We start from the raw sequence: 10300 nt of genomic DNA, 5'->3' as shown, positions 1-10300 counted from the left end.
AACCCGATCTCCCCGCGCCAAGCCCGCACCCTCCAGGTGATCCATGAAACGCGCCCCTCGCAGCCGTCAACGCCATGATTTATATGCGAAATATCACGATTACGACAGCGAAATCAGCGACTTACTTGGAGAATGTGGGTCCAGGTCCATCTGATCGAAAAAAATCTTCGGTTTCTTGCTCTTTTCCGTCTCATAGATCGAAAGACCAAAGCGCATACGCGGATCTCTCAAACGATCTTTGTTGGAAAGCGTAGAAAGCCAGGCGAATGCTTCGTCGGCCTCCTCTTTGCTCATCCAATCCAACATTCCTCGCCGAGAACCATCTGCTCCATCCCTGACATTCGTCCAAATGTCTGCCCAGTAATGGGCATGGCTGAGGAGCTGCTCATCGCTCATTTGGCCGTAGAATTCCTTCATACCAACGAAGTGAGCCTTCCTGGCATTCTTCATTTCGAAGCTCAGAATATCCTCTCGGAAATCATGCACCGGACGCCGCCTCAGAACCTCAGCGGATCGTGGATCATCCACGAATTCTCCGGTTTCTGTGTCGCGAACCTTGATGAAGTCTTTCATCTCCATGTGCGGATCGAAGCACTCATGAATGACTTCGAAGAGCCCTTTTGGAGTCCCGCTGTCCCACACCACTGTAGGGGCTTCAACAGGTCCCTCATACCAAATCGCATCGATGTCTCGGACGTTGAGGCGCGATGGCCGCCTGTAACCAGGGAGCAGAACTACCTCATATCGCCGCTTAATCGATCTCGACCAGATGTCGCAGAACAGAGGGCTGTATGAGCTGCTGGTAAGCCAGCCGAACATCGGACTGGTGGAGAGAAACATACCGTACTTCCAGCTGGCCGCGCTGATACGATTGGAATTCTTTTCATGAAAAGTCATTTTATTACTCCGTACTTCTTGAAGGCAGAAAATGCCATTAGAGTCGAGCGGTCAAGTCTACCCACTTTGCCTCTAGGTCATGTTGACAAATGTCTGAGCCAAAGCCGGCTCGATGTAATGTCGATGACGCCCAGTAAGCTTTCCTTGGTTTTGTCGTTTTAGCTTGTTGAGTACAAGATCCGCTCACTAAAAACGCCCCGCACAAGCGGGGCGTTTCCATTATCAGGGCCTGCGGATCAGAGGTAGTTCAGCAGGCTCATGCCGGAGATCCTCGAGGTCACCTGGTAGCTGACCTCAAGCTGGTTCATCAGCTGCTTGAGGCGCAGGGCGGTCTCTTCCGGCTCCGCAACCTCAACATCCGCCACCGCATTGTTGTAGATCTTCAGGAGTGACGCTTGATCGGTGATCTTGTTCTCGAGAATGGCCTGGTTGTTGCCGAGATCCGCGGCCAGGGAGGTCATGCCGGTGATGCCCTGGTTCATCAGGCCGGTGACGTTGTCACGCAGGATCTCAAAGTCCGCGTCCGAGAGCGCGTCGAGGTTTGTCGACAGGACGGTGTTGAGCGCATCAAAGACATCCATGATGGCCGGATCATCGGCGCGGATGCCATAGTTGAGGTCCGTGGTGCCATCGATCCGGGCTGAAAGGTTGCCGGTGGTGTCGCCAAGATAGGTCACGCCAGTCCCCGCGGCATTGATCTCCAGCGGCTTCTGGCCGGTCTCCAGGCCGGAGAACAGGAACTCACCGCCGTAGGTCGTGTTGAGGGCGGACACCATCCGGTGAAGGGTATCCTCGGCCTGCTGGCGGTATTCCGAACGGTTCATCGAGGTGATCTCGCCGGCAAGGGAAAGGTCCTGGAAGTCCCGGGCCACCGCCGTCGCATTCGACAGGGTGTCATAGGCGGTCTCCAGCTTACCCTCCAGGAGCTTGTTGGAGGTCTGGAAGGATTCCGTGCTGGCCATCAGGGAACGCATTTTCAGGCTCTGCGTGGCAGAGCCCGGGTTCTCAGCGTAGACATCCTTTTTGAAGCCGGTCGACGACTCCATGGTGAGTTTGGCCAGCTCTTCGTTCTGGCGGGCAATGATCAGCCGCATGCTGTTGGACTGCTGGGTGGTCGAGATTGTGGAGATCGTCATCGGGTGTCCTTTATCAGAAGGCCTGGAGGAGGGTGTCCATCATTTCGCTGATGGAGGTCATGACGCGCGCATTGGCGCGGTAGCTTTGTTCGACCACCAGGAGCTTCTGCATCTCGTCGTCGATATTCACCCCTTCGAAATTCGCCCGGGAGGCGGAGATCGTTTCGCCCGCCGACTTGGCGGTCAGCGTGGAGGCTTCCGCATTGGCGCGCAGGGATTGCTGCTGGGACACCAGCGCGGGGGCCATGTCCGACAGGGTCAGCGTGTCCCCGAGCCCAGCCGGATCCACGGTGATCGTCAGGCCAAAGGCATCGAGCATCGCTGTGACGAAGGAGGCGTCCCCAGAGGGTGTCGTGGCGATGCCGCCGCTCTGCAGGAGGCTTGGGTCGCCGCCCACGGTGCTGTCCGCTTCGGCATTCACCGTGATCCGGCCAGCCAGGCCGCTGATGGCAGTCGCATCGAATGCCGCGCCGGCATCCGTGAAAAGGCCCGTGCCGCCGGTGCCGAAGGGGTTTGCGGTTTCCATCCCGGTAATCAGGGCGCCAGCCAGAGCATCCAGCTGCTCCGAAAATTTCGGCAGGTGGCCGGTCTTCAGACCAAACAGTCCGCCGAGGCTGCCCTGAGAAATGCCGCGGCCGTTTGAGCCGGGGGTGATATCGACGTCCCCCGCCGAGAGTGTTCCGGCGATCGGATCATAAGTGATGGCCGCCGAATTCCTGCCCACCACCAGCTCGGCCCCGGATCCGGTGTAGACATTGACCGCGCCATCATCCGAGGTGACCGTCTGGATGTCCATGTAGCCCGACACGTCGTTCAGGAGCTGGTCCAGCTTGTCGCGGTATTCCGCCTGAGCGGACGAACCGGCATCGGACCGCAGGATTTTTTGGTTGAGGATCGCGATGTTTTCCAGCGCCTCGTTGGCGCTGGCAACGTCATAGCGGATATTGCGCTCGACTTCCTGGCCGATGTCGGAAAGCGTTCCGGAAAGGCTGTTCAGCCCTTCCGCCAGCTTTTTGGCCTTGGTGACGGCCTGAATCTGCGAGGCTTCTTCGCCCGGCATTGCCGACAGGCTCACAATGGCATCATGAAACTCCGCCATCATCGCCGCAGGGGATGTTTCATCGCGCGGCTGGCCGAGGAAATCGGTGTAGGCCTTGAGCCCATCCGAAACGGTCGCGTTATGCGCAATCTTCGACCCGTTGGCCCGGTCAAGCCGCTGCAGCAGGCTGTCGACGCTGCGCTCGATAGAGGTGACCTGAACACCGCCGGTAGCGGTCGTTTCCAGCTCAGCCCATTTGCGGCTGACGCCTTCGGTCTTGGAATTGGCGATATTGCGCGAGATGAGGTCGGTCTGCTGCGCGGCCACGGTGAGGCCGGACCGCGCAATGTTCAATGCAGAAGAAAGTCCCATTTCAGATTACCTTCAGCGTTTGAGGTTGTTCACTTCCTGCAGCATCTCATCAGAGGCCGTGATGATTTTCGCATTCGAGGAATAGGCCCGCTGAACCTGGATCAGGTCAGTCATCTCCTGCGCGATGTCCACATTGGAGGCTTCGGTTGCGCCGGACTCAACGGTGCCCGCGCCGGAGCCGGCAACGTTCATGACCGCATCACCAGACCCCAGCGTCAGCGTGTAAGCATTCCCGGTCACAGCGTCCATCGCCGCGGGATTGTCCACGGTCGCGACCGGGATCTGATAGAGGGAGCGGCGCTTGCCGTTGTCGAAGACCCCGACAATATTGCCTTCCTTGTCGATCTCGGTTTTCTCAAGAGCGGCCGTCGAGGAGCCGTCCACGGTGATCTTCTGGGGCTCATAGTCGCCGTCGAACTGGGTGATCCCGTCATGGCTGCCCACTGCGCCCAGGGCGATGTTCAGGACCTGAGGCGCGGTGCCATTGTTGACGGTGATGGTCATGTTGCCGTTTGCGTCGACCGCAAAGGCGGCAGGCGCAGCGAGGCCGGGATCCGCGGTGAAGGCATAGGATGCCGGTGCGCCGGCCGTGGGGCCTGAATCCGAGAAGGCTACATCGACCGTGCCATAGACGGTGCCGTCACTGCCGGCGACCTCAACGCTCCAGGCGTTGTCGACAGCGGTGTCAGGCGTCCAGGAGAAGGTCAGGCCTTCCTGTTCACCCAACGCGGTGAAGTAGGTCATGCTGGAGATGAAGGGGTCCTGGGCAACGCCCGTGCCGGTGAGGCTCGAAGGGAGGTTGCCGCTGATCGACCCCGCGGCGGAGGCTTCAGCCGTCAGCGAGGCCGCGCCCGCCTTCACGGCGCCCAGCGAATTGAACGTATTGCGGTCAACGCCCGGGATGCTGCCGGTGTCATCGTAGGAATAGCCCGCCAGGTAGTAGCCGGCGGAGTTCACGAGGTAGCCGTTCTTGTCGACTTCGAAGGAGCCTGCCCGGGTCAGCATGAAATTGGACTGGTCAGTGCTGTTGGGATCCTTCATGACCACGAAGAAGCCGTCGCCATCAATGGCCAGATCGGTGGCTGAGCTCGAGGAGATGATCGGGCCGCCGGTCTCGACATCCTTACGGCTGACGCCGCTCACGGAACCGGAATCCCCTACGACCTGGCTGACCATCTGCGTGAAGCTCCGCTTGTAGCCGATGGTGCCGGAGTTCGCGATATTGCTGGAGATATTGGCGACGGCCTTGGAGTTGACCTTGAGGCCTGCCACACCTGCCTGCATTGCGTTCTGGATGGACATGTAGTGTTCCCTTTCGGAGTAGTCTGGCAGATTTGCGCCTGCCGGGTTCTTGCGAGTGGTTGTCAGTTCTGCGCGGTCAGCGCGGTTGCGGCATCGATAGAGGTGGCTGCGCTTCGCAGGATGTGTTGCGCCGTGCCCGTTGAGAGCGGCGTGATCGGCGGCGGGTCCGCGGCCCTCATTCCGGCGAGCTGCTCAACATGACCGCGCTTCGGCGAAGGGACACGTTCAAGGTACTCTTCAGCTGCGGTCTGGCCCTGTTCAGCGGCCAGGCGGGTTGCGGCGATGCCCTCCGGGGCAGGAAGGCGTCCGGCAGACTTCATGGCAGCCAGGGCCATGGCATCCCGCCCTTCACGAAGCGCGCTGCGGGCGATTTCCAGTGAAATAAGCTCGGCGCTTTCGCCGCGCGCATCAGGCACGCCGCCGGCCTCCAGGACCACTTTGGCGTAGTCGGCATCCAGGCTGGCCACCCGGCGGTCCGGCCGCAGCCGCAGAAGATCGAGAGCCGCCCCGGGGGTGCCTTGGCGCACAAGCTGTTTTGCCTGCTCAAGAACCAGTCGGTCAAAGAGGTCCGGGGCAATCTGATCCCGCTCACTGGCCAGCAGGCTGTCCCAGATGTCCGTGAACTCTGCGCGTGCCGCCACGGTCAGTCCTGCGGCTTCAAGGCGGTGCGCAAGGGCGCCGCGCACTGCTGCGCGCTCCGTGTGAGCCGCCATGTAAGGCTCGATCCGCCGCACGGTCGCCACCGCTTCGCTGATCCCCATGGCCTCGAGGGCTATCGCATCCCCAAGGTGGCTCAGGATGACCTTGATGCGCCGCTCCGCCAGCTCCGCCTCCGGGGTGCCAGGATGATCGGCCTCAATGAGCGCCATTGTCATGACGGCGGTCTCCGCATCCCCGAGGTCTTCCGAAACCCGTGCAAGCTGTGCCCGCATTTTCAGCGCAAGGCTGTCGCCCCGCCACTTTGGCAGCCCCTCTGCCAGAAGGTCCCTGACCCGTTCATGAACGGACCGCTCGGAGTTTTGCAGGGCCAGTTCGGCCAGCTCGATCCGCGCCTCTGCGGCTGCGCGGTCCTGATGCTCTGCCGCCCAGGCAAAGAAGTCGAAGGCCATCTGCTGCTGACCTTCCGCGCGCGCCAGCTGGCCGCGCATGAGGAGCATCTGCGATGTCCCCTCAAGGTCAGTGCCAGACTGCGCTGCATTCAGGATCTTGCGGGCAAGATCCCAATCGGATGCGTCCATGGCGGCTTTGAAGAGATGGGGCGCCAGGCGGCCGGATACAAACCGGCTGTGATCGGTCAGGCCCGCAGCCGCAGTCCGGATCCTGGTCTTGCTGACCTCCTCGCCTGACTGGATATCGGCGATGACGGACCAGACCGGATCATTCCTGACGGCCTCGGGCACAGGGGAGCCGTTTGGCGGCGGGGCTGCATCAGCGAGCAGCCGGATCATGCCAAGATACGCTTCAGCACGCGGATCAGTGCGACCATTGGCGGCGCTATCGCGCTGCGCCGCCTCAATGAAACTGGCGGCTTCAGGCAGCATCATCCAGGAAATCAGGAAGCTGGCATAATCCAGAGCGGCCGAACTGCGCAGGTTTGCGGGTGCGGATGTGTATATCTCGTCCAGTCGGGCGCGGGCGGCTGCAAAGCCTGTACCGTCCAGACGTGTGCCCAGATCAAGGCGGGCCTCAATGGCGGCCGGCGTGTGCAGCGGGACTGCGCCGCCTGCATAGACGGACACCTCCGCAGATGCACCGTTCCCGATCAGGGCCATGGAGGCGAGGGCTGCACACCCGGCAAGCTTACGGGCCTTTGAGGGCGCGCGAGAGACTGAGGGGAGATGCAAAATCATCGATACCTTCTGCTTCGAGGCTATTTGATTTTCGCATTTCTGGGGTTATGCGAAAAAACAAGATCATGTATAGTCTATCGCGCTGGCCTGGATCAACCAGAAACCGGCCATTATCAACACCTCACGGACCTGCGGGGAATATGGACAATATAGGCTACCTTGCGATTTCGCGGGCTGCGCTGCTGCAGCGCGCAACAGATATCAGCTCAAACAACATTGCCAATGCGAACACGGACGGCTTCCGCGCCTCATCGGCGATGTTTGAAAGCCTTGTCGTCGACACCGGCGCCGACAGCGATATGCGGGAGATGTCCTATGCGATCGACCGCGGCACCTACACCAGCATGGACGAGGGTGCGTTGCAGCAAACCTCCAACCCGCTGGATGTGGCGATCACCGGCGACGGGTGGTTCGGCTTTTTGACCCAGGGCGGTCAGACAGCTCTTGGACGGGCAGGCAGCTTTCTCCTCACCGCCCAGGGAGACCTGGTTACGCCATCCGGCGACATGGTTCTGGATGAGGGCGGTGCGCCCATCAACATTCCGCCGGGCTCTGGCCAGGTGGAGATTGCGCAAAACGGAACAATCACTGATGAGCGGGGCGGCGAAATTGCCCGCATCGGCGTGTTCCAGGCGCCTGACAGCAGGCATTGGACGCAGCTGGGCGGTGGCATGATGGCGCCGCGGGACGGGGTTGTGGATCTTGTGCCCGTCATTGAGCCCCGCATGTCTCAGGGGTTCGTGGAGAAATCCAACGTCAATCCTGTCACCGAGATGACCAGGATGATTTCCTTCCAGCGTCAGTATGAGGCCGCGATGAACCTCGCCAATGCGGCCGATGACCTGCGCAAGCAAACCCTGAGCCGCCTGGCGCCGAAGTAAAACAGCCAGAGTATGCGAAAAACAGAATTGAAACGGAGATTGACATGAGGACACTTGGTATCGCTGCAACGGGCATGCAGGCCCAGCAAGTCAATGTCGATGTGATTGCCAACAACATCGCCAATGCCAACACGACCGCCTTCAAGGCGGGGCGGGCAGCTTTTGCTGACCTGATTTATCAGACCATGGAGCGTGAAGGCGCGCCCAATGCGGACGGCACTGTGCGGCCGGTCGGGGTCGATGTCGGGCTCGGCGTGCGCGCCACCGGCGTGGTCCGCCTCCATACGCAGGGCGGACTCGACCAAACCGACAACCAGCTCGATCTTGCGATCGATGGTGAAGGGTATTTCGTTGTCACAAGGCCGGATGGCACCAATGCCTACAGCCGGGCGGGCAGCCTTCAGCTTTCCCCGGAAGGCGAAATCGTGACTCTGGAGGGCTATCTTCTGGAGCCTGCCATGGTGGTGCCGGACAACACCACTGAGATTGAAATCACCCAGAGCGGCCTGGTGCTGGCCTACACGTCCGATGCGGTAGAGCCCGAAGAGATCGGCCAGATCACGCTGGCGACCTTCATCAACGAGGCGGGCCTCAAACCGGCGGGCAACAACCTGATGCTGGAGACTGCTGCATCCGGGGAGCCGATGATCGGAAATCCGGGTGAGGACTCCGCCGGCATCATCCGCCAGGGCTACCTGGAAAGGTCGAATGTCGACCCGATCAAGCAAATGACGGACCTCATCACGGCTCAGCGGACATACGAGATGGGCGCGAAGGCGCTGAAGGCCGCTGATGAAATGATGCAGACCGCAAACCAGATCCGCTAATGAGCGCGCGGACCTTCTTCACCGGCGCGCTGGCGGGGCTGTCGCTTCTTGCGGGCGCTGCGCTCCATGCGGCTGAAGACCTGCTTGCGGGATCGGCAGTTGCCACTCTGGTCGAGGAGCAGCTGCTGATGGCCAGCGGCCAGGAGATTCCGCAGGACGGGCGGATTGAACTCCGGCTGCCCAAGGGGCTGCCGGACAGCGGCCTGACGCTCAAGGATTTTTCCTACGATCCGCGCTCCGGCATGTTTGCCGCACGGCTGATTGAGGCCGACGGCAGCAGCACCGGTTTCCGTGGTCAGGCCGTCATTGCGGTTCCGGCCTATGTGCCTGTGAGGCGCATCCCGGCCGGGGTTATTCTTGCGGAGAACGATCTCCGCATGACCGAAATCGCCATGATGGCCCTTCCGTCCGGGTCTCTGCGCAATCCTGAAGAGCTGATCGGCAAGGAGACGCGCCGGATCCTCCTGCAGGGGCGCCCGGTGATCGAGGGGTCTGTGACCGAGCCCCGTATCGTCAATCGCGGAGATGCAGTGACGATTGTGCTCTCGGACGGAGGGCTGAACCTTAGCGCGCCCGGCAAGGCGCTCGAAGATGGCGCCAAGGGCGACGAAGTCCGGATCGTCAATTTGAAATCAAATGCCACCCTGACGGCGGAGGTCATCTCAGATGGCGTCGTTCAGGTGGACGGGCGGTGACGGCAGCTCTGTGAAACCGTCTGATGCGAAACATTCCGAAAGAAGAACCCCAATGCGACAGAAGTCTCTCCAGAATGTGAAAATTCTCGTGTGTGCCAGCCTGGTTCTTGGCGCCTGCTCCAATTACTCCGAAAACCGGAACCCTCAGCTGTCCGGGATCGGCCTGGATGACCAGACCATGCCGGAAGCCAGCATCGTGCATGTGCCGATGCCTGATCCCGAGCCGGTCCGGACCCCGCAGCGGGCTGAAGCCTCCTCCCTGTGGCAGACCGGATCCACAGGATTTTTTGGCGACCATCGCGCCGCAAGGGTGGGTGACATTCTTACGGTGATGATTGACATCGACGATGAGGCTGAGCTGGAAAACCAGTCCCGCCGCTCGCGCTCGTCCGGCAATGAAATTGATGGATCTACATTCCTCGGGTACGGCAGCAAGCTCGATGCGGTGCTCCCGGGCATCGATCCTGGCGAACTGCCATCAGGCTCGATCGTTGATCTGTCTTCGGCCAGCACGTCCCGAGGCCAGGGCAGCATTGCCCGCAACGAGAAAATCAGCCTCAAGGTTGCCGTGATGATCATCCGCCGCCTCACAAACGGCAATCTGGTGATCGCGGGGCGCCAGGAGGTGAAGGTGAACAACGAGCTGCGCGAGCTGCGCGTTGCCGGGATCATCCGTCCGGTCGATGTCGATATGAGCAATGCCATTCCTTACGAGAAAATCGCGGAAGCCCGGATTTCCTATGGCGGGAAAGGCCAGATTTCCCGTGTGCAGACCCCGCGTTACGGCGAAGACATGCTCGACGTCGTTCTGCCCTACTAACGAGAGAGGAGCCTATGCGCCGCATATTTTTCAAGGCAACCGGTGAAGATGCGCCACCAGCACCAAGACGTTCGGTGATCGCCCTGTTCTTGGCGGTCTGCGCTGGAACCGGCTTTGCGCTGGGGACTGAGGCCGCAGCCAAGATCTTCACGCCCGCTCCGGAGGCCGAGCCGTTGGAGACCGTCGTCGTCGAGGGAATTGCCGCCAATATTCCAGGTCATGGAACCGCGACGTTCGATGCTCGAATTCTGGTCCAGAAGGCCGGGGTCGCGCCGGAGCGGCTAGCGCTGCGGGATGCGGCACTTAAGATTGCTGTCCAGGCTGGCGCCTTGCCGATCGTGCGGCAGAGCCAGGATGTCATGGAGGCATTCGGACGGGCTGTGGGCCAGCTGGCGCCGCAAGCCGGCCTCGGCTCGCTGACTTTGGAGAACGCAGTTCTCTACCGGACAGGTATCTGACTGATACCCGGAAAGGCAGCGCC

General features: G+C 60.9%; 10 protein-coding genes. 5 read left to right on the top strand and 5 right to left on the bottom strand.

All coding sequences use genetic code 11. The features are described from left to right. Positions 1-99: 99 nt before the first annotated feature. The 5 genes from AB9K35_RS04505 to AB9K35_RS04485 all read right to left on the bottom strand — a co-directional run bounded on the left by AB9K35_RS04505 (position 100) and on the right by AB9K35_RS04485 (position 6518). Complete coding sequence (locus AB9K35_RS04505; protein ID WP_369924702.1) at positions 100-897, bottom strand: hypothetical protein; 798 nt, start codon at positions 895-897, stop codon at positions 100-102. A 236-nt stretch (positions 898-1133) separates the two neighbouring features. Then, entirely contained in the window at positions 1134-2033 is a 900-nt protein-coding gene (locus AB9K35_RS04500; protein WP_369924701.1) for a flagellin, read from the bottom strand. Between the two features lie 13 nt (positions 2034-2046). Next, complete coding sequence (gene flgK, locus AB9K35_RS04495; protein WP_369924700.1) at positions 2047-3444, bottom strand: flagellar hook-associated protein FlgK; 1398 nt, start codon at positions 3442-3444, stop codon at positions 2047-2049. Between the two features lie 12 nt (positions 3445-3456). After that, the gene (locus AB9K35_RS04490; protein ID WP_369924699.1) at positions 3457-4746 is read right to left on the bottom strand and encodes a flagellar hook protein FlgE; all 1290 of its coding nucleotides are present in this window, start codon (positions 4744-4746) and stop codon (positions 3457-3459) included. A gap of 62 nt (positions 4747-4808) precedes the next feature. Next, positions 4809-6518 (bottom strand): tol-pal system YbgF family protein, encoded by a 1710-nt coding sequence (locus AB9K35_RS04485; RefSeq protein WP_369924698.1) that lies wholly within the window; start codon positions 6516-6518, stop codon positions 4809-4811. Positions 6519-6736: 218 nt separating this feature from the next. Here AB9K35_RS04485 and AB9K35_RS04480 point away from each other — a divergent pair, with 218 nt between their 5' ends. The 5 genes from AB9K35_RS04480 to AB9K35_RS04460 are packed head-to-tail and all read left to right on the top strand — an operon-like array spanning position 6737 to position 10277. Then, on the top strand, positions 6737-7477 hold the full coding sequence (locus AB9K35_RS04480; protein WP_369924697.1) for a flagellar hook-basal body complex protein: 741 nt from the start codon (positions 6737-6739) through the stop codon (positions 7475-7477). A gap of 44 nt (positions 7478-7521) precedes the next feature. After that, positions 7522-8304: a flagellar basal-body rod protein FlgG gene (gene flgG / locus AB9K35_RS04475; RefSeq protein ID WP_027234482.1), complete on the top strand. Its 783-nt coding sequence runs from the start codon at positions 7522-7524 to the stop codon at positions 8302-8304. Next, positions 8304-8999, top strand: a complete 696-nt coding sequence (gene flgA, locus AB9K35_RS04470) for a flagellar basal body P-ring formation chaperone FlgA (protein ID WP_369924696.1) — start codon at positions 8304-8306, stop codon at positions 8997-8999. The genes flgG and flgA overlap by 1 nt, the downstream gene beginning before the upstream one ends. A gap of 52 nt (positions 9000-9051) precedes the next feature. Then, positions 9052-9819, top strand: coding sequence for a flagellar basal body L-ring protein FlgH (flgH, locus tag AB9K35_RS04465; RefSeq protein ID WP_369924695.1), 768 nt, complete (start codon positions 9052-9054; stop codon positions 9817-9819). A gap of 14 nt (positions 9820-9833) precedes the next feature. Continuing rightward, positions 9834-10277 carry a hypothetical protein gene (locus AB9K35_RS04460; protein ID WP_369924694.1) on the top strand — a complete coding sequence of 148 codons (444 nt, stop codon included), beginning with the start codon at positions 9834-9836 and terminating at the stop codon, positions 10275-10277. Positions 10278-10300: the final 23 nt, after the last annotated feature.

The organism is Leisingera sp. XS_AS12, assembly GCF_041224635.1.
In the GTDB taxonomy this organism is placed as follows: domain Bacteria; phylum Pseudomonadota; class Alphaproteobacteria; order Rhodobacterales; family Rhodobacteraceae; genus Leisingera.
Note: the sequence above shows the minus strand (reverse complement) of the source record. Positions and strands in the feature narration are given on the sequence as shown.